Annotated in this window: 18 protein-coding genes and 1 tRNA gene; 15 read left to right on the top strand and 4 right to left on the bottom strand. The window is 70.2% G+C overall.

Translation table 11 applies throughout. The features are described 5' to 3' along the window. From E1289_RS38360 to E1289_RS25120, 6 genes are all read left to right on the top strand, one after another. Nucleotides 1-1,039 (top strand): hypothetical protein (locus E1289_RS38360; RefSeq protein WP_165970599.1); only part of this gene is annotated, 1,039 nt, incomplete at its 5' end. 267 nt (nt 1,040-1,306) lie between these two features. Then, nucleotides 1,307-5,890, top strand: coding sequence for a glutamate synthase large subunit (gene gltB / locus E1289_RS25140; RefSeq protein ID WP_131984284.1), 4,584 nt, complete (start codon nt 1,307-1,309; stop codon nt 5,888-5,890). 17 nt (nt 5,891-5,907) lie between these two features. Further along, nucleotides 5,908-7,371, top strand: a complete 1,464-nt coding sequence (locus tag E1289_RS25135) for a glutamate synthase subunit beta (protein WP_131984282.1) — start codon at nt 5,908-5,910, stop codon at nt 7,369-7,371. Between the two features lie 92 nt (nt 7,372-7,463). Beyond that, nucleotides 7,464-8,063, top strand: a complete 600-nt coding sequence (locus tag E1289_RS25130) for a helix-turn-helix transcriptional regulator (protein ID WP_207929133.1) — start codon at nt 7,464-7,466, stop codon at nt 8,061-8,063. After that, nucleotides 7,969-8,421 carry a VOC family protein gene (locus E1289_RS25125; RefSeq protein ID WP_131984280.1) on the top strand — a complete coding sequence of 151 codons (453 nt, stop codon included), beginning with the start codon at nt 7,969-7,971 and terminating at the stop codon, nt 8,419-8,421. Before E1289_RS25130 ends, E1289_RS25125 begins: the two co-directional genes overlap by 95 nt. A 276-nt stretch (nt 8,422-8,697) precedes the next feature. Next, nucleotides 8,698-9,558: a hypothetical protein gene (locus E1289_RS25120; RefSeq protein WP_131984278.1), complete on the top strand. Its 861-nt coding sequence runs from the start codon at nt 8,698-8,700 to the stop codon at nt 9,556-9,558. 1 nt (nt 9,559) lies between these two features. On the opposite strand, the gene E1289_RS25115 is transcribed toward E1289_RS25120, so the two are convergent. Next, nucleotides 9,560-10,273: a helix-turn-helix domain-containing protein gene (locus tag E1289_RS25115; RefSeq protein ID WP_243713123.1), complete on the bottom strand. Its 714-nt coding sequence runs from the start codon at nt 10,271-10,273 to the stop codon at nt 9,560-9,562. Nucleotides 10,274-10,338: 65 nt separating this feature from the next. On the opposite strand from E1289_RS25115, the gene E1289_RS25110 reads away from it, so the two are divergent. From E1289_RS25110 to E1289_RS25100, 3 genes are all read left to right on the top strand, one after another. Next, nucleotides 10,339-10,896 carry a type 1 glutamine amidotransferase domain-containing protein gene (locus tag E1289_RS25110; RefSeq protein ID WP_131984276.1) on the top strand — a complete coding sequence of 186 codons (558 nt, stop codon included), beginning with the start codon at nt 10,339-10,341 and terminating at the stop codon, nt 10,894-10,896. 107 nt (nt 10,897-11,003) lie between these two features. Beyond that, complete coding sequence (gene pyk / locus E1289_RS25105; protein WP_131984274.1) at nt 11,004-12,434, top strand: pyruvate kinase; 1,431 nt, start codon at nt 11,004-11,006, stop codon at nt 12,432-12,434. A 274-nt stretch (nt 12,435-12,708) separates the two neighbouring features. After that, nucleotides 12,709-14,094: a sodium:alanine symporter family protein gene (locus tag E1289_RS25100; RefSeq protein ID WP_207929132.1), complete on the top strand. Its 1,386-nt coding sequence runs from the start codon at nt 12,709-12,711 to the stop codon at nt 14,092-14,094. A gap of 363 nt (nt 14,095-14,457) precedes the next feature. Here E1289_RS25100 and E1289_RS25095 read toward each other — a convergent pair. Continuing rightward, nucleotides 14,458-14,544 (bottom strand) — tRNA-Leu (locus tag E1289_RS25095). 90 nt (nt 14,545-14,634) lie between these two features. Here E1289_RS25095 and E1289_RS25090 point away from each other — a divergent pair. The 5 genes from E1289_RS25090 to E1289_RS25070 all read left to right on the top strand — a co-directional run bounded on the left by E1289_RS25090 (nt 14,635) and on the right by E1289_RS25070 (nt 19,382). Then, the gene (locus E1289_RS25090; RefSeq protein ID WP_279487624.1) at nt 14,635-15,237 is read left to right on the top strand and encodes a response regulator; all 603 of its coding nucleotides are present in this window, start codon (nt 14,635-14,637) and stop codon (nt 15,235-15,237) included. A gap of 124 nt (nt 15,238-15,361) precedes the next feature. After that, a complete protein-coding gene (locus E1289_RS25085) occupies nt 15,362-16,669 on the top strand; it encodes a branched-chain amino acid ABC transporter permease (protein WP_131984270.1) in 1,308 nt (435 codons plus the stop codon). Between the two features lie 12 nt (nt 16,670-16,681). Beyond that, on the top strand, nt 16,682-17,674 hold the full coding sequence (locus E1289_RS25080; RefSeq protein ID WP_131984268.1) for a branched-chain amino acid ABC transporter permease: 993 nt from the start codon (nt 16,682-16,684) through the stop codon (nt 17,672-17,674). A 121-nt stretch (nt 17,675-17,795) separates the two neighbouring features. Beyond that, a complete protein-coding gene (locus E1289_RS25075) occupies nt 17,796-18,614 on the top strand; it encodes an ABC transporter ATP-binding protein (RefSeq protein WP_131984288.1) in 819 nt (272 codons plus the stop codon). A gap of 3 nt (nt 18,615-18,617) precedes the next feature. After that, nucleotides 18,618-19,382, top strand: a complete 765-nt coding sequence (locus E1289_RS25070; RefSeq protein ID WP_131984267.1) for an ABC transporter ATP-binding protein — start codon at nt 18,618-18,620, stop codon at nt 19,380-19,382. 433 nt (nt 19,383-19,815) lie between these two features. Here the strand turns inward: E1289_RS25070 and E1289_RS25060 are convergent, their stop codons facing one another. Further along, nucleotides 19,816-21,078 carry an ABC transporter substrate-binding protein gene (locus tag E1289_RS25060; RefSeq protein WP_131984263.1) on the bottom strand — a complete coding sequence of 421 codons (1,263 nt, stop codon included), beginning with the start codon at nt 21,076-21,078 and terminating at the stop codon, nt 19,816-19,818. Between the two features lie 295 nt (nt 21,079-21,373). Further along, nucleotides 21,374-21,727 (bottom strand): PaaI family thioesterase, encoded by a 354-nt coding sequence (locus E1289_RS25055; RefSeq protein ID WP_243713124.1) that lies wholly within the window; start codon nt 21,725-21,727, stop codon nt 21,374-21,376. Between the two features lie 126 nt (nt 21,728-21,853). On the opposite strand from E1289_RS25055, the gene polA reads away from it, so the two are divergent. Beyond that, complete coding sequence (gene polA, locus E1289_RS25050) at nt 21,854-24,544, top strand: DNA polymerase I (protein WP_131984261.1); 2,691 nt, start codon at nt 21,854-21,856, stop codon at nt 24,542-24,544. Nucleotides 24,545-25,346: the final 802 nt, after the last annotated feature.

Raw genomic sequence — 25,346 nt, 5'->3', positions numbered from 1 at the left:
GTACGAGGACGACCCCGCCTACCACGAACCCCCCGGTCACCACGGCCACCACGGCCCCACCGGGCCACCGGCCGTCCGCGCCGCCCTGAGCCACGGCGAACCGCCGCCCTCCCGGAACGTCCCGCGGGGCTACCGCGAGGGGGCCGCGTCGTATCCCGATGAGGGCGGCCCCGGGGGGAAGGGCAAGAAGGCGGGCAAGAAGGCGGGCAAGAAGGCGAAGCGGCCCGGAGGGGCGGGAAGACCCCCCGCCCGGTCCGCGGCGCGGTCGCAGGCGGGGAAGCCGAAGGACGCGCCGGGCGGGAAGGGGCCGAAGCTCTACTTCGGTGCGGCCGCCGTGCTCGGGCTGGCCGTCCTGCTCGGCCTGGGGGCGGTGTTCGTGTTCCGCGGCGGTGACGAGCGGCCCGGCGCGGGTGACGCGGCCGGCGCGCGGATCGGGACACCGGCGGGGACGGGTCTCTCACCGGCCTCCTACTCCAGCTCGGCGTCGGCGTCGGCGTACTCGGGCATCGCGTCCCGCAAGGCGGACCCCGAGCCGCTGACGATCGAGGAGGCGTTCCCCGCCTCGGCCGCCAAGGTGGCGGTTCCGGACGGGGAAGTGCGGGTCAAGCTGCGCACCAAGCGCCTGGACGGCGACTGCGCCGACGCCGTGTGGGGCGCGACCGTGGGCGAGGTGCTCGGCGAGGGCGGATGCACGCAGGCGGCGCGCGGCCTCTACTCCGACACCCGGAACGGCTACGGGCTGGCCGTCGCGGTGTTCAACCTCTCCGGGTCGGCGGAGGCGGACCGGTTCGTCGCGTCGCTGGAGAACACCATCGGCGCGGGCTTCGTCCGGCCGCTGGAGGCACCCGCCCCGCTGGACGACTTCGGCCGCGGGTTCGGGATGGCGCGCGGCCTGGCCATGGGGCATTTCGCCGTGGTCACGTGGGCGCAGCGCCTGGACGGCAAGGGCGACGCCAAGGACGAGACGCTGCTGTCGCTGCTGATCGAGGGCGGAAAGAACCCGGCCGTGCTGGGCCGCGCCGCCCGCGCCTCGGACTGACCGCGGCACGCAATTTTTCGGTAAACCGGATCGGCCGGGTGATGATCGTCACCGCGGCCGCGGCCCTTTTCACCGGGGATCGAGCGGGTAACCTGGTCTAAACCACTGTGCGATGACGCTCCCGCCGATCGCCGCCCGGAAGTTTCACGATCTGTGACACTCGGGCATGATCCCGGCAGTGATGTAATGTCATCTCACCGCAGAAGGGCCAACGCCGTCCCGGACTGCACTGACACCAGCAGTGACACGACGACGACGGGAGGGTTGATGGCTGCTGCCGCCTTCACACCTGATGCCCGCACATCTGTTGCCGGCGACGGCCGGCCCGGACCGCAAGGGCTGTACGACCCGGTGCACGAGCACGACGCCTGCGGCGTCGGGATGGTGGCGGACCTGCACGGCCGCAAGAGCCACGACATCGTGCAGAACGCCCTGACGGTCCTGCGGAACCTCGACCACCGCGGGGCGGTGGGCGCCGAGCCCGACGACGGCGACGGCGTCGGCATCCTCGTCCAGCTCCCGGACGCGTTCTTCCGCGACGTCTGCGACTTCGCGCTCCCCGGGGCGGGCGGCTACGCGGCCGGCATCGCGTTCCTGCCCGCCGACGGCGATGAGCGCGCCCGGGTGGTCGCCCACGTCGAGACGCTCTGCGCCGAGGAGGGCCTGACGGTCCTCGGCTGGCGGGAACTGCCGCACGACCCCGGCTTCACCGGCCCGGCCGCGCGCCGCGTCATGCCGCACTTCGCGCAGCTGTTCGTCGCCGCCGCCGAAGGCGGCCCGCACGCGGGCAAGACCGGCCTTGAGCTGGACCGCGTCGTGTTCTGCATGCGTGAGCGCGCCGAGCAGGACGTCCGGGTCTACTTCCCGAGCCTGTCCAGCCGGACGATCGTCTACAAGGGGATGCTGACGACCCCGCAGCTGGAACCGTTCTTCCCCGACCTGTCGGACCGCCGGTTCACCAGCGCGATCGCGCTGGTGCACTCGCGGTTCTCGACCAACACCTTCCCCGCCTGGGAACTGGCCCACCCGTACCGGTTCATCGCCCACAACGGCGAGATCAACACGGTGAAGGGCAACCGGAACTGGATGCGGGCCCGCGAGGCGCTGCTGAAGTCCGACCTGATCCCCGGGGACCTGTCCCGCGTCTACCCGGTGATCGACATCGAGGCCAGCGACACGGCGTCGTTCGACGAGTGCCTGGAGCTGCTGCACCTCGGCGGCCGGTCGCTGCCGCACGCGGTCCTGATGATGATCCCCGAGGCGTGGGAGAACCACGCCGAGATGGACGCCGACCGCCGCGCCTTCTACGAGTTCCACTCCACCCTGATGGAGGCGTGGGACGGGCCCGCCAGCGTCAGCTTCACCGACGGCACCGTCGTCGGCGCCGTCCTGGACCGCAACGGGCTGCGCCCCGGCCGGTACTGGGTGACCGACGACGGGCTCGTGGTCCTCGCCAGCGAGGCGGGCGTGCTCGACATCCCCGCGTCCAAGGTCGTCCGCAAGGGGCGGCTGCAGCCCGGCAAGATCTTCCTGGTGGACACCGAAGCCGGGCGGATCGTCGAGGACGACGAGGTCAAGGCCGAACTCGCCGCCGAGCATCCGTACGGCGACTGGCTGCACGAGGGCCTGGTCCGGTTCGAGGAGCTGCCGCGGCGCGAGCGGGAGATCCCGACGCACGAGACGCTCGTCCGGCGGCAGCAGACGTTCGGCTACACCCTCGAAGAGCAGCGGATCATCCTGACGCCGATGGCGCGGACGGGCGCCGAGCCGATCGGGTCGATGGGCACCGACACCCCGATCGCGGTGCTGTCCGAGCGCCCGCGGCTGCTGTTCGACTACTTCAAGCAGCAGTTCGCGCAGGTCACGAACCCGCCGCTGGACGCGATCCGCGAGGAGCTGGTCACCTCCCTGCAGTCCACGCTCGGCCCGGAGGGCAACCTCCTGGAGCCCGGCCCGGACTCCTGCCGCCGGCTCGTGCTGCCCACCCCGATCCTGGACAACGACGAACTCTCCAAGATCATCCACATCGACGACGAGGGGTCGCTGCCGCACCTGCACGCCCACGTCGTGCACGGGCTGTACGACGTCGCCGGCGGGGGAGAGGCCCTGGAGGCCCGCCTGGAGGAGATCAACTCCGAGGTGAGCCGCGCCATCGACGCCGGCGCCCGCATCATCGTGCTGTCGGACCGCGGCGCCGACTCGGCCCGCGCCGCGATCCCGTCGCTGCTGCTGACCGGGTCCGTCCACCACCACCTGATCCGGGAGAAGACCCGCACGCGGGTCGGGCTGGTCATCGAGACCGGCGAGGCCCGCGAGTGCCACCACATGGCGCTGCTCATCGGGTACGGCGCGTCCGCGATCAACCCGTACCTCGCGATCGAGACCGTCGAGGACCTCGTCCGCGGCGGCGTCATCGAGGGCCTCCCGGCGGAGCAGGCCGCCCGGAACCTGGTGAAGGGCTTCGGCAAGGGCGTCCTGAAGATCATGTCGAAGATGGGCGTGTCCACGGTCGCGTCCTACACCGGCGCGCAGATCTTCGAGGCGATCGGCCTCGGCGAGGACGTCGTGTCCCGCTGCTTCACCGGCACCACGTCCCGGCTCGGCGGCGTCGGCTTCGACGTGCTGGCCCGCGAGGTCGCCGCGCGGCACGCCCGCGCCTACCCGGCGGGCGGCAACGAGCTGCCGCACCGGACCCTCGACGTCGGCGGCGAGTACCAGTGGCGCCGCGAGGGCGAGCCGCACCTGTTCAACCCGGACACGGTGTTCAAGCTGCAGCACGCCACCCGCACCCGCCGCTACGAGATCTTCAAGGAGTACAGCGCCAAGGTCGACTCGCAGGCCGAGCAGCTGATGACCCTCCGCGGCCTGTTCCGGCTGAAGGACGGCGAGCGCCCGCCGGTGCCGATCGACGAGGTCGAGCCCGCCGCGGAGATCGTCAAGCGGTTCTCGACCGGCGCGATGTCCTACGGATCCATCTCCGCCGAGGCGCACGAGACCCTCGCGATCGCGATGAATCGGCTGGGCGGCAAGTCCAACACCGGCGAGGGCGGCGAGGACCCGGCGCGCTTCACCCCCGACGACAACGGCGACCTGCGCCGCAGCGCCATCAAGCAGGTCGCGTCCGGCCGGTTCGGCGTCACCTCCGAGTACCTCACCAACGCCGACGACATCCAGATCAAGATGGCGCAGGGCGCCAAGCCCGGCGAGGGCGGCCAGCTGCCCGGCCACAAGGTCTACCCGTGGATCGCCAAGACCCGGCACTCCACCCCCGGCGTCGGCCTCATCTCGCCGCCGCCGCACCACGACATCTACTCCATCGAGGACCTCGCGCAGCTCATCCACGACCTGAAGAACGCCAACCCGTCGGCGCGCGTGCACGTCAAGCTCGTCGCCGAGATGGGCGTCGGCACGGTCGCGGCCGGGGTGTCCAAGGCGCACGCCGACGTGGTCCTGATCTCCGGGCACGACGGCGGCACCGGCGCGTCCCCGCTGACCTCCCTCAAGCACGCGGGCACACCGTGGGAGCTCGGCCTCGCCGAGACCCAGCAGACGCTGCTGCTGAACGGGCTGCGCGACCGCATCGTCGTGCAGACCGACGGGCAGATGAAGACCGGCCGGGACGTGATCATCGCGGCGCTGCTCGGCGCCGAGGAGTACGGCTTCGCGACCGCGCCGCTGGTCGTGTCGGGCTGCGTCATGATGCGGGTCTGCCACCTGGACACCTGCCCGGTCGGCGTCGCCACCCAGAACCCCGTGCTGCGGCGGCGGTTCAGCGGCAAGCCCGAGTTCGTCGTGAACTTCTTCGAGTTCGTCGCCGAGGAGGTCCGCGAGCATCTGGCGGCCCTCGGGTTCCGGTCGCTGGACGAGGCGATCGGGCACGTCGAGATGATCGACACCCGCGACGCCGTCGAGCACTGGAAGGCGTCCGGGCTGGACCTCAGCCCGATCCTGCACATGCCGGGACGCGCCGAGGGCGCCGCCCTCCACCGCGTCACCGAGCAGGACCACGGCCTGGAGAAGGCCCTGGACAACACGCTCATCCAGCTCGCCGAGGGCGCGCTCGCGTTCGGCGACAAGGTCACGCTCGACCTCCCGATCCGCAACGTCAACCGGACGGTCGGCACGATGCTCGGCCACGAGCTGACCAGGAGGCACGGCGGGGCGGGCCTGCCCGACGACACCATCGACGTCACGTTCACCGGCTCGGCGGGCAACTCGTTCGGCGCGTTCGTGCCGCACGGCATCACGCTGCGGCTGGTCGGCGACGCCAACGACTACGTCGGCAAGGGCCTGTCCGGCGGGCGGCTCACGCTGCGCCCGCCCGCCGACGCGGGATTCGCCGCCGAGGAGCAGATCATCGGCGGCAACGTCATCCTGTACGGCGCCACGTCCGGCGAGCTGTTCGCCCGCGGCATCGTCGGCGAGCGGTTCTGCGTCCGCAACTCCGGCGCCACCGCCGTCGTCGAGGGCGTCGGCGACCACGCCTGCGAGTACATGACCGGCGGCCGCGCGGTGATCCTCGGCCGCACGGGACGCAACCTCGCGGCCGGCATGTCCGGCGGCATCGCCTACGTCCTGGACCTGGTGCCCGAGCGGGTCAACGGCGAGATGGTCGACCTGGAACCCCTCGACGCCGACGACCTCGGCTTCGTCCGGGACCTGGTCGCCCGGCACCTGGCCGAGACGGACTCGCCGGTCGCGCGCCGCCTGCTGGACGGCTGGGACACCGCGGCCGCCCGCTTCACCAAGATCATGCCCAGGGACTACCGGCGCGTCCTCGACGCCATGGCCAAGGCCGAGGCCGAGGGGCGCGACGTCGACGAGGCCGTCATGGCCGCGGCGCAGAGCTGAGAGAGGGGGACTTCCCTATGGCTGACCCGAAGGGTTTCCTGACCGTCGGGCGGGAGCTCCCGAAGCGGCGCCCCGTCGACGTGCGCATCAGAAGCTGGTCCGAGGTCTACGAGGACTTCGGCCGCGACCGGCTGGAGAAGCAGGCGAGCCGCTGCATGGACTGCGGCATCCCGTTCTGCCACCAGGGCTGCCCGCTCGGCAACCTCATCCCCGAGTGGAACGACCTCGTCCACCGGCGGGACTGGCAGGAGGCCATCGAGCGCCTCCACGCCACCAACAACTTCCCGGAGTTCACCGGGAGGCTGTGCCCGGCACCGTGCGAGAGCGCCTGCGTCCTCGGCATCAACCAGGACCCGGTCACCATCAAGCGGGTCGAGGTCGAGATCATCGACCGGGCGTTCGCGGAGGGCTGGGTGCGCCCGCGGCCGCCCGCCGTCAAGACCGGGAAGACCGTCGCGGTCGTCGGCTCCGGGCCCGCCGGCCTCGCCGCCGCCCAGCAGCTCACCCGCGCCGGCCACGACGTCACCGTCTACGAGCGCGCGGACCGGATCGGCGGCCTGCTCCGCTACGGCATCCCCGAGTTCAAGATGGAGAAGCGGCACCTCGACCGGCGCCTCGCCCAGATGCGCGCCGAGGGCACCGACTTCAAGACCTCGGTGAACATCGGCGTCGACGTCAGCGCCGACGACCTGCGCGCCCGGCACGACGCCGTCGTCCTCGCCGGCGGCGCCACCGCCTGGCGCGACCTGCCCGTCCCCGGACGCGAGCTCAACGGCGTCTACCAGGCGATGGAGTACCTGCCCCCGGCCAACCGGGCGCAGGAGGGCGACTACGCGGAGTCGCCGATCTCCGCGCGGGGCAAGCACGTCGTGGTCATCGGCGGCGGCGACACCGGCGCCGACTGCATCGGCACCGCGGTCCGGCAGGGCGCCGCCTCGGTCACCCAGCTGGAGATCATGCCGCGTCCGCCGGAGTCCCGCCCCGACAGCCAGCCGTGGCCGACCTACCCGATGCTGTTCAAGGTGGAGAGCGCCCACGAGGAACTCGCGGACCTGGGCGGCGACCGCGTCTACGCCGTGTCCACCACCGCGTTCGTCGGGGACGGGGACGGCAACCTCCGCGGCCTGCGGATCGTGGAGGTCGGCGGCCCGGAGACCCGCTTCCAGCCCGTCGAGGGCACCGAGCGGGAGATCCCGGCCGAGCTGGTCACCCTCGCCATGGGCTTCCTCGGCCCGCAGCGCGAGGGACTCCTCGAACAGCTCGGCGTCGACCTCGACCAGCGCGGCAACGTCGTCCGCGACGCCGACTACAAGACCTCGGTGGACGGTGTGTACGCCGCCGGGGACATGGGCCGCGGCCAGTCCCTGATCGTGTGGGCCATCGCGGAGGGACGCGCCGCCGCGCACGGCGTCGACGCCTACCTCACGGGCCGCACCGACCTGCCGTACCCGATCCCGCCCACGGCACGCCCGATCGCCTGAGTCGAAGGCGCAGAAAGCCCAGAAAGCCCAGAAAGCCCGAAGGCCCTGGAGGCGCACTGCCTTCAGGGCCTTCGATGTGCCAGCATCGACGCATGGGAACCGCGCCGTCCACCCTGGACACGGAGCTGCTGCGCCGCATGCGGCTGGCCCGGGACACCATGGACCGCGACTGGGCCGAACCCCTCGACGTCGCCACCGTCGCCGCCCGCGCGGGCTACTCGCGCTACCACTTCGTCCGGCTGTTCAGCGAGGTCTACGGCGAGACGCCCGGCGCCTACCTCGCCCGCCGCCGCATCGAACGCGCCCAGGACCTGCTGCGCAACGCGAACCTCACCGTCACCGAGATCTGCATGCTCGTCGGCTTCTCCAGTCTCGGCACGTTCTGCACCCGGTTCAAGCAGCAGGTCGGGATGACGCCCACCGAGTTCCGCGGGCGCGCCCGCACCGCCGGCGCCGCCGCGATCCCCGGCTGCTTCGTGCTGCTGTGGGCGGGCGGCTTCCGCGCGGACGGTCCCCGCACTGCGCAATTATCGAGAAGGCCGCCCCGCGCACGCCCTCCTAGGGTGGACGAAACACCTGATCAGAAGGGGGAACAGCATGATCACGAAGCTGGGGCTGGCCACGGTCTGGGTGCTCGACCAGGACTCGGCGAAGCGGTTCTTCACCGAGAAGCTCGGCCTGGAGGTCCGTGACGACATGACCCTCGGCGAGGGCGGTATGCGCTGGCTCACCCTCGGCGCCGGGCAGCAGCCCGACCTCAGCCTCACCCTCATGGTGCCCGGCCCTCCCAGCATGGACCCCGAGTCCGCGGCGCAGATGAAGGCGCTCATCGCCAAGGGCGTCCTCGGCGCCGGGGCGTTCACCACCGACGACTGCCAGGGCGACTACGAGGCCATGTCCGCCAAGGGCGTCGAGTTCGTGCAGAAGCCCGAGAAGCGCCCCTACGGCATCGAAGCCGTCTTCCGCGACGACTCCGGCTGCTGGTACAGCCTCACCCAGCCCTTCGAGAAGCTCGACGAGACCGCGCCCTGGAGCGACTGCGTCTCCTGACTTGCGCCGCCCGGCGGCCGGGCCCCGCGTCCGACTTGTGGTCTCGGGGCCGGTCGGCTACGGTCCCGCCATCGGTTCACGTCGCGGCGACCGCGGGCGGTGCCCGCCGCCGGACGGTGCCCGCCGCACCGCCGTGGGCCGCGGGCTCCCGCACCCGCACGCGGGACAACAGGGGTCCGGCCACCCACCGCTGGGGTGGCCGGACCGACCGCGCCCCATCACAGGTGTCCGTTTCCTGCAAGACCGGCCGGGAGCGGCCGCCCTACAGTCGGGTCCATGAACGTCCTGGACGACTCCGACCTCACCCGCGCCGCCGACTTCATGCGGCGCAACGGCCGCCTCATCGACCGGCACCGGTTCGCCCTGCACTTCCAGGGCGGGCCCGCCGGACCCGTCCTCCAGGCCCTGCGCCCGTACGAGAACCCCGACGGCGGCTACGGGCACGCGCTCGAACCCGACCTGCGCGGCGAAGGCAGCCAGCCCGTCCCCGCGCAGCACGCCCTGCAGTTCCTGCACGAGGCCGGGGCGGACGACGACCCGGCCGTCGCGCGCATCGGCGACTACCTGGCGTCCATCACCCGCGCCGACGGGGGAGTGCCGTTCGTCCTGCCGACCGTCCGCGACACCCCGCACGCCCCCTGGTGGCAGACACCCGACGACCCGCCAGGCGCCATCAACCCGACCGCGACGCTCGCCGGGCTCCTCCACCGGGCCGGGTCGGACCACCCCTGGCTCGGGCCGGCCACCGGATTCTGCTGGCGGTACCTGGAGGCCCCCGACACGGAACCCGGAGCCTACGACGTCCTCGCGGTCCTGACCTTCCTCGACCACGTGCCCGACCGCGACCGCGCCGAAGCCGCATTCATCCGGCGCCACGACACCCTCGGCGCCCACGCGCACAGCGACCACCAGGGCCCGCTCGACTTCACCCCGGACCCGGGCGGATACGGGCGCCGCCTCTTCACCGCCGACGTCATCGACCGCGAACTCGACGCCCTCGCCGACGCCCGGCACGACGACGGTGGCTGGGACATCGCCTTCCCCAGCTGGACCCCGGTCACCCGCCCCGAATGGCGCGGCTTCAGCACCGTCGAGAACCTGCGGACGCTGCGCGCCTACGGCAGGCTCAGGCCCTAGCTCACAGCAGGTTCCGGACGGGCTCGCCCGCCAGCGCCCGCACCTCGTGCGCGAAATGCGCCTGGTCGGCGTAGCCCGCCGCGAACGCCGCGTCCGCCAGCGGCTCGCCCGCCCTCGCCAGCCGCAGCGCCCGCTGGAACCGCAGCACCCGCTGCAGCGTCTTCGGCCCGTACCCGAACGCCGCCAGGGAACGCCGCCGGAGCTGCCGCTCGCTGAGGCCGAGCCGGTCCGCCACGTCCCGCACCGAACCACCGGCCGGGCCACCGGCCCGCACCGGTCCCCCGCGGAGGCCCGCCACCACCACCGGGACCACCGGGTCCGCCGGACGCATCCGCTCCCGTACCGCCGCCACCAGCGCCCCGCGCCGGTCGGGGGCCGCCGCGACGGCCTCCGCCAGCCGGTCGGCCTCCCCACCCCACAGGTCCCGCAGCGGCACCCGGCCGTCCCGGATCGCGTCCGCCGGGACGCCCAGCACCGGCGGCGCCGTCCCCGGCCCGAACCGGACCGCCACGGTCGACTCGCCCGGCCGCACGGTCGCCGGGATCGGCCCCGTGTCCGGCCCGGCCACGAGGATCCCCGACTCCGACCACATCACGTCCACGCACCCGTCGGGCACGACACGCTGCGTGAACGGCTCGGCGTCCCGGGGGAGCGCCGCCGTCCACGCGCACGCCAGCCCCGGCTCCTGGTACTCGCGATAGCCGGTGGGGTTCACCTTTCCTGCATACCACCCGCTCTTCCGGGCAAGGCCACATAATTACCGATAACTGGAGGAAAGCCATGGCGAGCAAGGACCTTGAGGGCAAGAGCATCGCGTTCCTGTGCGCCCCGGAAGGCACCGAGCAGATCGAGCTCACCGAACCCTGGGCGGCCGTCGAGCAGGCCGGCGGCACACCCCGCCTGGTGTCCACCCAGTCCGGCCGCCTCCAGGCGTTCGACCACCTGGACAAGGCCGACACCTTTCCCGTGGACACCACCGTCGAGGTCTCCGACCACACCGAGTTCGACGGCCTCGTGCTGCCCGGCGGCGTCGCCAACCCGGACTTCCTGCGCATGCAGCCGAAGGCCGTGGAGTTCGCCAGGTCGTTCTTCGAGGCGGGCAAGCCCGTCGCGGTCATCTGCCACGCACCGTGGACGCTCATCGAGGCCGACGTCGTCCGCGGCCGCACCATGACCTCGTTCCCGAGCGTCCGGACCGACCTGCGCAACGCGGGAGCGACCTGGGTGGACGAGGAGGTGCGGGTCTGCGAGGACGGGCCGAACGTGCTCGTGAGCAGCAGGAAGCCGGACGACCTGAAGGCGTTCTGCCGGGCCGCCGTCGAGGCGTTCAAGCGGTGAAGGCCACATGTGGTCTAGACCTCTGAGCTAGACCAATCGGTGAACCCCCGGCGACCATGTCCTGCACGAATATCCGTACCCGCGGGTAACTAAGTACGGTTGTGCACGTGACCCGTCGAGCGAAGATCGTCAGCACCATCGGCCCGGCCTGCTCCAGCACCGAGCAGATCAACGCCCTCGTCGAAGCCGGCATCGACGTCGCCCGGCTCAACATGAGCCACGGCGAACATGCCGTCCACGAAGAGGTCTACCACCGCATCAGGGCCGCCGCCGACGCCACCGGGCGCGGCGTCGGCATCCTCGCGGACCTGCAGGGCCCCAAGATCCGCATCGGCCGTTTCCCCGACGGACCGGTACGCCTCACGCTCGGCGACGAGTTCACCATCACCACCGACGACGTCCCCGGCACCCGCCGCGAGGTCTCCACCACCTACCAGGGACTGCCGGGCGACGTCGGACCCGGCGACGCCGTCCTCATCGACGACGGCCGTGTCGCCCTCAAGGTCACCGCCGTCGACGGCTCCCGCGTCCAGACCACCGTCACCGTCGGCGGCATGGTCTCCGACAACAAGGGCCTCAACCTCCCCGGCGTCCCCGTCAGCGTCCCCGCCCTCACCGAGAAGGACGAGGAAGACCTCCGCTGGGCCCTTCGCCTCGGCGTCGACCTCGTCGCCCTCTCCTTCGTCCGCACCCCCGACGACGCCGACATCTGCTACCAGATCATGGAAGAGGAAGGCGTCCGCGTCCCCCTCATCGGCAAGATCGAGAAGCCGCAGGCCGTCGAACTCCTCCCCGAGATCGTCGCCGCCTTCGACGGCATCATGGTCGCCCGCGGCGACCTCGGCGTCGAACTCCCCCTCGAACAGGTCCCGATGGTCCAGAAACGCGCCATCGAACTCTGCCGCGAGAAGGCCCGCCCCGTCATCGTGGCGACCCAGATGCTCGAATCCATGATCTCCGCGCCACGCCCCACCCGCGCCGAGACCTCCGACGTCGCCAACGCCGTCTTCGAAGGCGCCGACGCCGTCATGCTCTCCGGCGAGACCAGCGTCGGCCAGTACCCCATCGAATCCGTCCTCACGATGAGCCGCATCGTGCAGACCGCCGAACAGGCCGCACTCCAGGCCACCCACACCCTCGAACGCATCCCCGAGACCGTCGGCGGCGCCATCGCCCGCGCCGCGGCCGAGGTCGGCGCCATCGTCGGCGCCGAGGCACTCGCCGCCTTCACCATGTCCGGTGAGACCGCCCGCCGCCTGTCCCGCTACCGCTCGCCGATCCCGCTGCTCGCCTTCACCTCCGTCCCCGCCGTCCGGGGCCGCCTCGCCCACGTCTGGGGCGTCGAGACGTTCATCGTCCCCCACGCCGACCACACCGACGCCATGTTCGGCCAGGTCGAACAGGCCCTCCTGGAGATCGGCCGCGTCCAGAAGGGCGACAAGGTCGTCGTCGTCGCCGGCTCGCCCCCCGGCACCCCCGGCTCCACCAACCTGCTGCGCGTCCACAGCATCGGCGACGCCATCAACGTCCAGACCTGACACCGCGCCGGCCGGGCACCCACCGGCCGGCCATTCGGGCCGACCGCCCCGCCGGGCACCGCGCGAACCGCACCCTCGCGCGGTGCCCGGCCCACTCCGGCCGGGTAACCGTCCGGTCTCGTTTCCACCTCGCTCCGAAAACGCGGCCCACCAGGGTCAAGGACCGAGATATGTGGAAAGACGATCTCGTAACGGGTGATCGCGCCCCCTTCTCAAGGGGCGGCCGCTCGCCTACGGTCCGGATGTTCGAGCCGTTCCCCTGATCGGTGGTGTGATGGACGTCAACGAATTTCTGGGTGATGCCAGCAGCTTCATCTGGGGCCCCTGGCTCCTGATCCCGCTGCTCCTGCTCACCGGCCTCTACCTGAGCATCCTCCTGCGCGGCCTCCAGGTCCGCCACTTGCTCCTTGCCTTCCGGCTCGCCTTCGGGCGCAGCGACAAGGAGGCGGAAGGCGACATCACGCATTACCAGGCGCTGTCCACGGCCCTGGCCGCGACCGTCGGCGTCGGCAACATCGCCGGTGTCGCCACGGCGATCGCCCTCGGTGGCCCCGGCGCCGTCCTCTGGATGTGGGTCACCGGCATGGTCGGCATGGCCACCAAGTACAGCGAGGCGTTCCTCGGGGTGCGCTTCCGCCGCACCGACGCCGCCGGCGAGCAGGGCGGCGGCCCGATGCACTACCTCAGGCGGGGCATCAAGGGCCCGGTCGGCCTGATCCTCGGCGGGTTCTTCGCCGTCGCCGGCGCCCTCGCCGCGTTCGGCATCGGCAACATGACCCAGGCCAACACCGTCGCCGCCAACGTCGAAGAGGAATGGGGCCTCGACCCCGTCATCACCGGCGTGATCATCACCGTGTTCGCCGGTGCGGTCATCCTCGGCGGCATCAAGAGCATCGGCCGCTTCACCAGCGCCTTCGTGCCCGTGATGATCGTCCTCTACATCGTCGGCGCCGCGGCCGTGCTGGCCTTCAACATCGACGAGATCCCCGGCGCGCTCGGCACCATCTTCACCGACGCCTTCTCCGGCACCGCCGCCACCGGCGGATTCGTCGGGGCCGGGGTCGCCGCCGCGATCCAGTACGGTGTCGCCCGCGGCATCTTCTCCAACGAGTCCGGTCTCGGCACCGGTGGCATCGCCGCCGCGGCCGCGAAGACCACCCACCCGGTGCGGCAGGCACTGGTGTCGATGACCCAGACCTTCATCGACACCCTCGTCGTGGTCAGCTTCACCGCGCTGACCATCGTCATCACCGGCGTGTGGAAGGAGGGCGGCGAGGACGAGGCCGCCGCCTTCACGGCCCGCGCGTTCGACGAGGGCCTGCCCGGCGACTGGGCCAGCGTCATCGTCACGCTGAGCGTCATCTTCTTCGCGTTCTCCACGCTGCTCGGCTGGTCGTACTACGGGGACCGCTGCGTGGAGTTCCTGTTCGGCCGCAGGGCGGTCCTGCCGTACCGGATCCTCTTCATCGTGATCATCTACGTGGGCGCCACGACCACGCTCACCACGGTCTGGACCTTCTCCGACGTGATGAACGGCCTCATGGCGCTGCCCAACCTGATCGGCCTGCTCATCCTGTCCCCGCTCGTCTACCGGGAGACCCGCGACTACTTCCGCCAGCGCCCGAAGGAGGAAACGGCCTCCGAGACCGCGGCGAAGTAGCCGGCCACGGAGATCGAGGCGACGCCGGGCCTGACCGACTCCCAGGCCCGGCGTCGCCCCGCCCGCTCAGTACTTCGGCCCCGCGAACTCGTCCGACCGAGCCACCGCATCCCACCTCGCGACCGAGCGGAACCCCGGTCCGACGCGGACTTCGGCGAGCGTCAGGCCCGAACTGAGCAAGCGTCGGGCGGGTTGACGCGTTGTTGGGTCATGCAAGCCCGCACGGTTGCGTCGACGTCGACCACCTGAAGTTCGTGAAAGATCACCCTAGGTGGCCAGGAACGGTGACCCTGGGCTTCCTCGCCCTTGGCGGTGGGCTACTTGATCGACGCACCTTGTCACCGACGGGGGAGGGCTGGTCAGTGGTGCCGGGAGCGGGACTCGAACCCGCACGCCCTTTCGGACAAATCCTTTTGAGGGATCAATGTCTGCCAATTCCATCATCCCGGCTTCTATCTGGACATGTCCCCTATGTCCAGTTTGGTGCCCCGGTGAGGGGCGACCCAGACCAGGGTAGCGGGTTTCGGTAGGCTCTTGGGCGTGGAGAGCGCGCGGCGGGTTGTGATCGCGGAAGACGAGGCCCTGATCAGGCTGGACCTGAAGGAGATGCTTCAGGAGGACGGCTACGAGGTCGTCGGGGAGGCCGGGGACGGCGAGGCGGCCGTGCGGCTGGCCGGCGAACTGAAGCCGGACCTCGTGATTCTGGACGTCAAGATGCCGATCCTGGACGGGATCTCGGCGGCGGAGCGGATCTCCGCCGACCGGATCGCGCCGGTGGTGATCCTCACCGCGTTCTCCCAGCGCGAACTCGTCCAGCGGGCCACGGACGCGGGTGCGATGGCCTACCTGGTCAAGCCGTTCTCCAAGACCGACCTCGCGCCCGCGATCGAGATGGCGGTGAGCCGGTACACCGAGCTGCGCGCCCTGGAGGCCGAGGTCGCCGGGCTGCAGGAGCGGCTCGAGACCCGCAAGGTGGTGGATCGGGCCAAGGGCCTGCTGCAGGAGGCCCACGGGTGGTCCGAGCCGGAGGCGTTCCGATGGATCCAGAAGGCCTCGATGGACCGGCGCCTGACGATGCGTGCCGTAGCCGATACCGTCGTCGAGGAGCTCTCCCGCCAGCGGCAACGTCCTGACCTGGGCTGACGATAGTCCGTTCTGTCACGTTCTGCGAACGATTCGTTCACGACTCCGCTCCCGTGGCGGACCCCTTAACGGTGCTTCGCTACGCTCGCCACACATTTCCTGATGTGCGAGTAAAGGAGCCTGTGTGCGCCGAACACTGGCGGCCGCCCTGCTCGCGCTCGCCGCGATCCTGCTGGTCACCCCGGCGGCGTTCGCGGCTGAGGGCGAGGCATTGGCAGGCACGGTGCGAGGTCCCGACCGCAAACCGGTCGCGGACATCGTGATCAAAGTCCAACAGGGCGAGAAGGAGGTCGGCGAAGCCACGACCGGGGCCGACGGCAAGTGGCGCGTCGAGGTTCCCGGTCCGGGGCGCTACGACGTCAGCCTCGACGTCGGGAGCCTTCCGCAAGGGGTGGTCCCGCGCCGCCAAGGAGGCGAGGCCCTCAGCGGCATCTCGGTGACCGAGGGCCAGGAGCGGAACGTGCTGTTCCCGCTGGCCGCCCAGGGCCAGGCCGGCCAGGGGGCGGACGGTGGTCCGAGCGCCCCGCAGGCCGACACGGGCCCGGGAACGGGAGAGAAGTTCCTTCAGTTGCTGCTGGAGGGCGTGCGGTTCGGCGCCATCATCGCGATCACCTCGGTCGGTCTCTCGTTGATCTTCGGCACCACCAAGCTGGTGAACTTCGCCCACGGCGAGATGGTGACGCTGGGCGCGGTGATCGCCTGGTTCCTCAACCTGCAGGGGCCCTCCTGGCAACTGGTGCCGGCGACATTGGTGGCGGTGGTCGCCGGGGTCGGCATAGGAGGGGCCATCGAACGGGGCATCTGGCAGCCACTACGGCGGCGCGGGGTGGCGCTGATCCAGATGTTCATCGTCTCGATCGGCCTGGCCCTGCTGATCCGGCACGGCGTCCAGGTGTGGTTCGGCGCGACGGCGCAGCCCTACAACGACTACCAGATCCAGGAGCGGCTGACGTGGGGCCCGCTGTCGATCACGCCGCGGGACCTGACGATCATCGTCATCTCCTTCGCGGTGCTGGTCGCGGTGGGACTCGGGCTGCAGCGCACCCGCATCGGCAAGGCGATGCGGGCGGTGGCCGACAACCGCGACCTCGCGGAGTCGTCGGGCATCGACGTCTCCCGGGTGATCTTGTACGTGTGGATGCTGGCGGGCGGCCTCGCGTCGCTCGGCGGGGTCTTCTACGGCGTCAGTGAGAACGTCTCGTTCAACATGGGGTTCCGATTGCTGCTGCTGATGTTCGCCGCCGTGATCCTCGGCGGGCTGGGCACCGCGTACGGCGCGATCGCGGGGAGCCTGGTCGTGGGGATCGTGGCGCAGGTGTCCACGCTGTGGCTTCCGGTGGAGCTGCAGAACGCTTGGGCGCTGGTGGTGCTCATCCTCGTACTCCTGTTCCGGCCTCAGGGGATCCTGGGCCGCGCGGAACGAGTCGGATAGGGGGCGCGGCACATGGACTTCATCGACATTCTCCTTTCCGCGCTCCGCGGGGCGTTCGCCCCCGAGGCGGCGGTGTACGCGCTGGCGGCCATCGGCCTCAACGTCCATTTCGGTTACACGGGCCTGCTGAACTTCGGCCAGGTGGGCTTCATGCTGGTGGGGGCCTACGGCCTGGCGATCAGTGTGAGCACGTTCGGCTGGCCGATGTGGGTCGGCGTGCTGGTGGGCCTGCTGTGCGCGGCGGTGCTGGCGCTGCTGCTGGGCCTGCCGACCCTGCGATTGCGGGGCGACTATCTGGCGATCGTGACGATCGCGGCGGCGGAGATCATGCGCCTGGTGTACCGGGCGGAGTTCGCCAACGAGGTGACGGGCAGCGTGTACGGGCTGCAGCAGTTCGCGAACCCGTTCTTCGAGCTCAATCCGATTCCGGCGGGCTCGTACGGGGTGGGGCGGTTCTCCTACTCCGACCGTGACCTGTGGGTGATGCTCCTGGGCTGGACGCTGGTCGCCGTCGTGGCGGTCATGGTGTACCTGCTGGTGCACAGCCCGTGGGGCCGGGTCCTCAAGGGGATCCGGGAGGACGAGGACGCGGTCCGGGCGCTCGGCAAGAACGTCTTCGGCTTCAAGATCCAGAGCCTGCTGCTCGGTGGTGTGATCGGCGGCCTGGCGGGTGTGATGTTCGCGATCGGCTTCCAGTCGGTGCAGCCGGACACGTTCAACCCCGAGATCACGTTCTTCCTGTGGACGGTGCTGCTGATGGGCGGGGCCGGGCGGGTGCTCGGGCCGATCGTCGGCGCGTGGATGTTCTGGTTCCTGCTGGTGCTGATGGACACCTCGCTTCGGCAGGCGCTCAGCGCGGGGTACATCTCCGACAGCATCCTGGAGTCGTCGGACATCGGCCCGCTGCGCTTCGCGGTGGTGGGCCTGCTGCTCATGCTGATCATGATCTACCGGCCGCAGGGCGTGCTCGGCAGCAGGAGGGAGATGTTGCTCCGTGACCGATGAGCCGAAGGACGCGCACGGCGTCGAGGGCGATGGCGCCGAGCTGGGCGACAGCGAGATCGTCGAGGCCCGGCAGCTGGCCGAGGAGGCGGTGGAGGAGGCGGTCCCGCCGAAGGAGTCCGCACTGGCCGGGCTCACCGGGACCCCGGGGATCGCCAAGCCGGATCCGATCCTCGTCGCCGACGGGGTGAGCCGGGCGTTCGGCGGGCTGAAGGCGGTCGACGTCGGCCACCTGGAGGTCCAGCGCGGGACGATCACCTCGCTGATCGGCCCCAACGGCGCGGGCAAGACGACGCTGTTCAACGTGCTGACCGGGTTCGACCGGGCGGATGGCGGTACGTGGTCGTTCGACGGCCGTCCCGCGGCCGGGCTCGCCGCGCACAAGATGGCCAGGCGCGGCATGGTGCGGACGTTCCAGCTCACGAAGGCGCTGACGCGGCTGACCGTGCTGGAGAACATGAAGCTGGCGGCGGTCGGGCAGCGCGGTGAGAACTTCTTCAACGCGCTGGTGCCGCCGCTGTGGCGTCCGCAGGAGGGCGGGCAGGAGAAGCGCGCCCTGGAGCTGCTCGACCGGTTCAAGCTGGCGCACATGCGCGACTCGTTCGCCGGTGAGCTGTCGGGCGGTCAGCGGAAGCTGCTGGAGATGGCGCGTGCGCTGATGGTGGGCCCGTCGATGGTGATGCTGGACGAGCCGATGGCCGGGGTGAACCCGGCGTTGACGCAGTCGCTGCTCGGGCACGTCCGGGCGTTGCGCGACGAGGGCATGACCGTGCTGTTCGTGGAGCACGACATGGATGTCGTCATGGGCATCAGCGACTGGGTCGTCTGCATGGCGCAGGGGCAGGTGATCGCCGAGGGCCCGCCGGAGCAGATCCGTTCCAACCGGACGGTCATCGACGCCTACCTTGGAACCAGGTACGACGAGCCAGGGGCGAAGGAGTAGCGGATGACCGAGAAGGACGTCCGGGCGGCGGAGAAGGCCGCTCCGGAGCCCCTGCTGGTGGCGGAGAAGGTGGTCTCGGGGTACATCCCCGAGGTCAACATCCTCAACGGCTGCGACCTCACCCTCGCCGAGGGGGAGGTCGTGGCGGTGATCGGGCCGAACGGTGCCGGCAAGTCGACGCTGATCAAGACGATGTTCGGGCTGATCCCGGTCCGTTCGGGGGCGATCCGGCTGAAGGGCTCGCCCATCACGAACCTCACCGCGCACGAGCTGGTGTCGCGGGGGGTCGGGTACGTGCCGCAGACCCAGAACGTGTTCCCCTCGCTCAGTGTCGAGGAGAACCTGGAGATGGGGCTGTACCTGCGGCCGAAGCAGTGGACCAAGCGGTTCGAGTTCGTCTGCGAGCTGTTCCCGCTGCTGAGTGAGCGGCGCAAGCAGAAGGCGGGCGCGCTGTCGGGCGGTGAGCGCCAGATGGTGGCGATGGGCCGGGCGCTGATGATGGACCCGTCGGTGCTGATGCTCGACGAGCCGACGGCGGGTCTGTCGCCGAAGTTCCAGGACGAGGTTTTCAAGCAGGTCAAGAAGATCAACGCGTGCGGTGTGTCCATCGTGATGGTGGAGCAGAACGCGCGGCGCTGCCTGCAGATCGCCGACCGGGGTTACGTGCTCGACCAGGGCCGCAACGCCTACACGGGCACCGGCGCCGAACTGCTGCACGACCCGAAGGTCATCGAGCTGTACCTCGGCACCCTCGCCAAGGTCGACTGACCGGAGCCCGGCCGGGCCGGCGCGGTGGCGCCGGCCCGGACCCGGGAGGGAAACGGAAAGGGCCCCGGCCGAATCGGCGGATTCTCGGGGTCCTCGCAACACCTGATGGCCAATGTGGTCGTCAGTGGATCACGCAGGCGCTCGGCTGGGGTTCTCCAGCCGAGCGTTTTGCGTTGTCGGCCGTTGAGTGGCTGGGCGACGTGTTCGAGGTCTGCGGGGCTGTGCCACAGTACGCCGTGGCACGCTTCACCCCGACTGCCCGAGAGCCCCCCGAGGCCCGAGGTACTGCCGCTCTCCCGGTCCAGTGCCTCGAAGAACCCCGCCTTCAGGCCCGCAAAATCCATGATCCCCGCAACTCCCTGAAGGTCAGGGCGTTGCGGGGATCATTAGAACCCGCGGACCCGGGCGGGGCCCTTCTTTCGCGCTGCCGAGGTCAGCTCACCGGCTTGCTCTGCACGGTGTCGATGATCTCGAACTTGCCCTTGTCGTTGTACTCGTAGATCTCGATCTCGGTGGAGCCGGGCTCACCGGGCTCGGTGAAGTCGAGCGGTCCGCTGGCGCCGTCGTAGTCGACGTCCTTGCCGTCCTTGATCAGGTCACGGCACTGGGAGAAGGTGGTGCACTTCTCGCCGCCCTTGGTGACCTCGTTCATCTTCGTCTTGAAGACGGCGGGGTCGTCGGTCTTGGCGGTCTCGGCGGCCAGGGCCATCACCACGACGCAGTCGTAGACCTGCGGCGCGTACTGGAAGACCTCCAGCTTGGGGTCGAACGCCTTCAGGCCGTCGGTGAACGTCTTGTTCTCCACGGAGGCGGGGCCGGTGCCCTTGAAGCCCTCGATGACGGACGGGTCGCTCTTGGAGAAGCGCTCCGCCATCTCCTCGTCCTTCATGCCGTCGGCGCTGTAGAACTGGTTCGCCTTGAAGCCGGCCTCGATGAGCTTGGTGCCGAGCTGGGCGCCCTCCTGGAAGGAGACCATGACGACGGCGTCCGGCTTGGCGTCGCGGATCTTGGAGACCGTGGCGTTGAAGTTGGTCGTGTTGGGCTCGTAGGCCTCCATGACCGGCACGGTGCCGCCCACGTTCTCCAGCGCCGCCTTGGTCGCCTCGGCCAGGCCCTTGCCGTAGTCGTCGCCGCGGTAGGCGATGGCGATGTTGGCGTGGCCGTCACCGGTGATGGTGTCGGCGAGGATCGGGCCCTGGAGCACGTCGCTCGGCGCGGTGCGGAAGTAGAAGCCGTCGTCCTTGTAGTCCGTGAAGGTCGGCGCCGTGTTGGAGCCCGAGCACTGCACCTTCTGCGCGCTCTTGACCTTGTCGAGCACGGCGAGGGACATGCCGGAGGCCGCCGCGCCGACGATGCCGTCGACCTTCTGGCCGAGCAGGCGGTCGACGGAGGCGTTGGCGATCTCGGCCTTGCCGCCCTCGTCCGACCCGACGACCTCGGGCACCGGCTTGCCGAGCACGCCGCCCGCCTTGTTGATCTCCGAGATGGCGTACTTGGCCGCCGAGACCTGGGGCGGGCCGAGGTGGGCCAGCTCACCGCTCTCGGGGAAGATGTAGCCGAGCTTGAGCACCCCGTCGCTCTTGCCGCCGCCGGCGTTGGTGTCCTCGCCGCCGTCGTCGCCGCCGCCGCAGGCCGCGAGGGCGAGCGCGGCAACGGCGGTGAGTGCCAGGGTGCGGAACCTTCTGCCGCCTTGCATGGGCGTCTCCAGATGTCCGTGGACAGCCTCTTTGCGTCCGTTTGTACAGTGCCACGGAGGCTACTTGACCTGGACGTTCGTGAGGAGACGGGAGTGGGGGTTGCGGCCGAGTCGTGATCTGTTGTGACCGTTTTGTGAAATATGCGAGTCGGTGATCGCAAGACGAAAAGAGGCCCGGGATCACCTTTGGGGCCGTACGCACCTTACCGGCGCGTACGTTGTCTACTCGGTGATCCCGGGCCTGTTTCGACCCACGCTACAGACCCGGGGGCGCGCATCGCAAAGAAAGCGCGGATCAACCTTCCGGAGCGTCCCGCAGCATGCAGGTGAGGCGCGCGGTGCAGATGCGGCGGTCCTCGTCGTCGGTGATCACGATGTCGTAGGTGGCGAGCGTCCGCCCGCCGTGCGTGCGGGTCGCCACGCCCGTCACATGGCCCCCGGTCGCGGACCGGTGGTGGGTGGCGTTGATCTCGATCCCCACGGCGATGCGGCCGGGCCCGGCGTGCAGCACCGCGCCGGTCGAGCCGATCGACTCGGCCAGCACGCAGGACGCGCCGCCGTGCAGCAGCCCGTACGGCTGGGTGTTGCCCTTGACGGGCATGCGGCCCACCACGCGTTCCGGCGATGCCTCCAGGAACTCGATGCCCATGGCCTTGCCCAGGTCGCCGTACGCGTCCGGTCCGAAGCCGGTCGGGTCGGCGGCGGGCTGCGGCCCCGGGGTGTCAGTCACTTACGCCTCCACAAAACTGTCGTACGCGCAGACTAGAGTCCTGGTGTGGCGACGACAGCAGCGACCCCTGACAAGAGTGACCGGCTCCTCCTGCTCGACGGGCACTCTCTGGCCTACCGGGCGTTCTTCGCGCTGCCCGTGGAGAACTTCTCCACGACCGACGGGCAGCCGACCAACGCCGTGTACGGCTTCACGTCCATGCTCATCAACGTCCTGCGGGACGAGCAGCCCACCCACATCGCGGTGGCGTTCGACCGCTCGGAGCCGACGTTCCGGCATGAGCAGTACGTGGAGTACAAGGCGGGTCGGCAGAAGACGCCCGACGAGTTCCGCAGCCAGATCAGCCTGATCTTCGAGGTGCTGGACGCGCTGCGCATCCCGCGGCTGTCGGTCGCGGGGTTCGAGGCGGACGACATCATCGCCACGCTGGCGGTCCAGGCCACCCGCGCCGGGATGAAGACCCTCATCGTCACCGGCGACCGGGACGCGTTCCAGCTCGTCGACGACGACGTCACGATCCTCTACCCGGTCCGCGGCGTGTCGGAGCTGTCGCGGATGGACCCCGCCGCCGTCGAGGCCAAGTACGGCGTCCCGCCGCAGCGGTACCGCGAGCTGGCCGCCCTGGTGGGGGAGACCAGCGACAACCTGCCCGGCGTGCCGGGCGTCGGCCCGAAGACCGCCGCGAAGTGGCTGACCAAGTACGGCGACCTCGACACCCTCGTCGCCCGGGTGGAGGAGATCAAGGGCAAGGCCGGCGACAACCTGCGCGAGCACCTCGCCCAGGTCCTGCGCAACCACCAGATCAACAAGCTCGACGCCGAGGTCGGGCTGGAGCTGACGCCGCCGCAGCTGGCCATGGGCCAGTGGGACCGCGAGGAGATCCACACCCTGTTCGACTCGCTGCAGTTCCGGGTCCTGCGCGAACGCCTGTACTCGACGCTCTCGGCGGCCGAGCCCGAGGCCGACGAGGGCTTCGACGTCGGACTCGACGCGCTGGAGCCCGGCGCGCTCGGCAGCTGGCTGGACGCCAACGCCGGCGACCGGCTCGGCATCGCCGTCACCGGCACCTGGGGGCGCGGCACAGGGGAGATCACCGCGGTGGCGCTGGCGTCCAAGAAGGGACCGGCCGTCCACCTCGACCCCGCGGAACTGATCGAGGCCGACGAGCGCGCCCTCGCCGCCTACCTCGCCGACCCCGCCCGGCCCAAGGCGATCCACGAGGCGAAGGGCCCGATGCTGGCGTTCGCGGCGCGCGGCATGACCCTGCACGGCGTCACCAGCGACACCGCCCTCGCCGCCTACCTGGCGCTCCCCGGCCAGCGGACGTTCGACCTCGCCGACCTGGCGCTGCGCTACCTCCACCGCGAACTGCGCAGCGAAACCGAGGAGTCGGGGCAGCTCACCCTCGACGGCTCGGGCGAAGAGGAGGCGGCGCAGGCCCTGGCGGTCCGCGCGCGCGCCGTCACCGAACTGGCCGACGTCCTCGACAAGGACCTCGAGAAGCGCGGCGCCACCCGCCTCCTGAGAGAAGTGGAACTCCCGCTCGTCGGCGTGCTGGCCGACATGGAGCGCGCCGGCATCGCGGTCGACACCGAGCACCTCGCGGGACTGTCGGCGTCCCTCGGCGGCCAGGTCAAGGAGCAGGAACAGGAAGCCCACAACGCCGTCGGGCGCGAGTTCAACCTCGGCTCGCCCAAGCAGGTCCAGCAGGTCCTGTTCGACGAGCTGAACCTGCCGAAGACCAAGCGCACCAAGACCGGCTACACCACCGACTCCGAGGCCCTGACGAACCTCCTGGAGAAGGAGCCCCACCCCGTCCTGGAGCACATCCTGCGCTGGCGGGAGGTCGCCAAGCTCAAGAGCATCGTCGACTCCCTCATCCCGATGGCCGACGACAACGGGCGCATCCACACCACGTTCAACCAGATGATCGCCGCGACCGGCCGCCTCTCGTCCACCGACCCGAACCTGCAGAACATCCCGATCCGCACGGCCGAAGGCCGCCAGATCCGCGAGGCGTTCGTCGTCGGTGACGGCTACGAATCCCTCCTCACCGCCGACTACTCCCAGATCGAGCTGCGCATCATGGCGCACCTCTCGGAGGACGAGGCACTCCTTGAGGCGTTCGGATCCGGCGCCGACTTCCACACCATCACCGCGTCCCGCGTTTTCGGCCTCCCACCCGAGCAGATCGACGGCGAACTGCGCGCCCGCATCAAGGCCATGAACTACGGCCTCGCCTACGGCCTGTCCGCCTACGGCCTCTCCCAGCAGCTCCGCATCTCCCCGGACGAGGCCCGTGGCCTCATGGAGGAGTACTTCGAGCAGTTCGGCGGCGTCCGCGACTACCTCCGCGACATCGTCGCCAAAGCCCGCCAGGACGGCTACACCGAAACCATCCTCGGCCGCCGCCGCTACCTGCCCGACCTCAACTCCGACAACCGCCAGCGCCGCGAAATGGCCGAACGCATGGCCCTCAACGCCCCCATCCAGGGCTCGGCCGCCGACATCATCAAGGTCGCCGGCCTCAACGTCCACCGCGCCATCAACACCGCCGGCCTCACCTCCCGCATCCTCCTCCAGGTCCACGACGAACTCGTCTTCGAAGTGGCCCCGGGCGAACTGGAAACCCTCAAAACCCTGGTCAGCACCGAAATGGCCGGCGCCTACGACCTACACGCCCCCCTGAGCGTCTCCATGGGCACAGGCCAAACCTGGCAAGAAGCCGCGCACTAGTTCATTGCATTGCCCTTGGCGTCAGGCGCTAGGGCGCCTTCCTTCGGCGGGCAATGCGCGCGATCGCTGCATCGCTCCGGCTCGCCTTGCGGCTCGCTGCGCGATCAGGTTCCTCGCAGGCTCCGGAACCTGCCTTCGGACGCGATCGCAGGCGTTGGGGTTGTTGCGGGGTTGCGGTGTCGGCTGGGCTTTGCGGGTAACGGGGGTGCGGGTGGGTGCGGGTGGCTCGCCCAGGGCTCGCTTTGCCATCAGGTTTCTCGCGGGCTCGTAATCTGCCTTCGGTCGCGATCGCGGACGTTGCGGTTGTTGTGCTGGTGGCTGGTGCTGTCGCCGGTGGTGATTACGCGGCCAATGTGTCAGGGGCGGGGGCGCCTTTCCTGTGGCGGGCAATGTGTTGCGTGCGATGGCTGCGTCGCTGTGGCTCGCCCAGGGGCTGCTGCGTGATCAGGTTCTCGCGGGCTTGAAGCCTGGCGTCGGTCGTGATTGCGACGGTTGAGGGTGGTTGCGGCGTTGGCTGGGGTGGTCGCGCGATGTTTGTTGCGGCTGCCCTCGGTGGTCAGGGCCCTGGTGGGCCTTTCCTTGAGCGGGTGATTTGTACGATCGCCGCCGTGCGGTGTTCTTTGGTCCGTTTTAGGTGCGGTGTTTCTTTCTGGTCCTTGTGTGCATGGTGAGTCGGAGTGAGTGGGGTGGGCTTGCGGCGGGGGCATGGCTTTGGTGTTTGTGGGCGTTCGTGATCGGGTGTTGTGGGGTTGGGGCATTTGTCTTGATTGAGGGTGTTTGGGGGATGGTGGGGGGGTTGTTG

Source organism: Actinomadura sp. 6K520 (assembly GCF_004349245.1).
Taxonomy (GTDB): Bacteria; Actinomycetota; Actinomycetes; order Streptosporangiales; family Streptosporangiaceae; genus Spirillospora.
This window is presented reverse-complemented; position numbering and strand designations above follow the sequence as displayed.

Excerpts from the sequence above, each read along its gene's own strand:
- gltB (WP_131984284.1), top strand. The coding sequence starts at position 1,307 with ATGGCTGCTGCCGCCTTCACACCTGATGCCCGCACATCTGTTGCCGGC.
- E1289_RS25135 (WP_131984282.1), top strand. The coding sequence starts at position 5,908 with ATGGCTGACCCGAAGGGTTTCCTGACCGTCGGGCGGGAGCTCCCGAAG.
- E1289_RS25130 (WP_207929133.1), top strand. The coding sequence starts at position 7,464 with ATGGGAACCGCGCCGTCCACCCTGGACACGGAGCTGCTGCGCCGCATG.
- E1289_RS25125 (WP_131984280.1), top strand. The coding sequence starts at position 7,969 with ATGATCACGAAGCTGGGGCTGGCCACGGTCTGGGTGCTCGACCAGGAC.
- E1289_RS25120 (WP_131984278.1), top strand. The coding sequence starts at position 8,698 with ATGAACGTCCTGGACGACTCCGACCTCACCCGCGCCGCCGACTTCATG.
- E1289_RS25110 (WP_131984276.1), top strand. The coding sequence starts at position 10,339 with ATGGCGAGCAAGGACCTTGAGGGCAAGAGCATCGCGTTCCTGTGCGCC.
- E1289_RS25100 (WP_207929132.1), top strand. The coding sequence starts at position 12,709 with ATGGACGTCAACGAATTTCTGGGTGATGCCAGCAGCTTCATCTGGGGC.
- E1289_RS25080 (WP_131984268.1), top strand. The coding sequence starts at position 16,682 with ATGGACTTCATCGACATTCTCCTTTCCGCGCTCCGCGGGGCGTTCGCC.
- E1289_RS25070 (WP_131984267.1), top strand. The coding sequence starts at position 18,618 with ATGACCGAGAAGGACGTCCGGGCGGCGGAGAAGGCCGCTCCGGAGCCC.
- E1289_RS25060 (WP_131984263.1), bottom strand. The coding sequence starts at position 21,078 with ATGCAAGGCGGCAGAAGGTTCCGCACCCTGGCACTCACCGCCGTTGCC.
- E1289_RS25055 (WP_243713124.1), bottom strand. The coding sequence starts at position 21,727 with ATGGGCATCGAGTTCCTGGAGGCATCGCCGGAACGCGTGGTGGGCCGC.